This window comes from Bacillus sp. AFS029637 (assembly GCF_002584985.1).
In the GTDB taxonomy this organism is placed as follows: domain Bacteria; phylum Bacillota; class Bacilli; order Bacillales; family Bacillaceae_G; genus Bacillus_A.
This window is the reverse complement of record NZ_NUPZ01000104.1, coordinates 1-207: the sequence shown is the minus strand read 5'-3', so window position 1 is coordinate 207 and position 207 is coordinate 1. Positions and strand designations below refer to the sequence as shown.

The following is a 207-nucleotide window of genomic DNA, read 5'->3' as shown; positions in this document are numbered from 1 at the left end:
TTCGACTCCTCTCGGGCGCGTTTTCTTTCGGGAAGTGGCTCAGCTTGGTAGAGCACCTGGTTTGGGACCAGGGGGTCGCAGGTTCAAATCCTGTCTTCCCGATATTTGTTTGGGGCCTTAGCTCAGCTGGGAGAGCGCCTGCCTTGCACGCAGGAGGTCAGCGGTTCGATCCCGCTAGGCTCCACCATTAGTTCTTTGAAAACTGAA

General features: G+C 56.0%; 2 tRNA genes. Both read left to right on the top strand.

Going from position 1 to position 207, the window contains the following annotated elements:
* The first annotated feature begins 28 nt into the window (after positions 1-28).
* Positions 29-102: transfer RNA gene (locus COE49_RS27100), tRNA-Pro, on the top strand.
* Between the two features lie 9 nt (positions 103-111).
* Positions 112-187, top strand: a tRNA-Ala gene (locus tag COE49_RS27095).
* Positions 188-207: the final 20 nt, after the last annotated feature.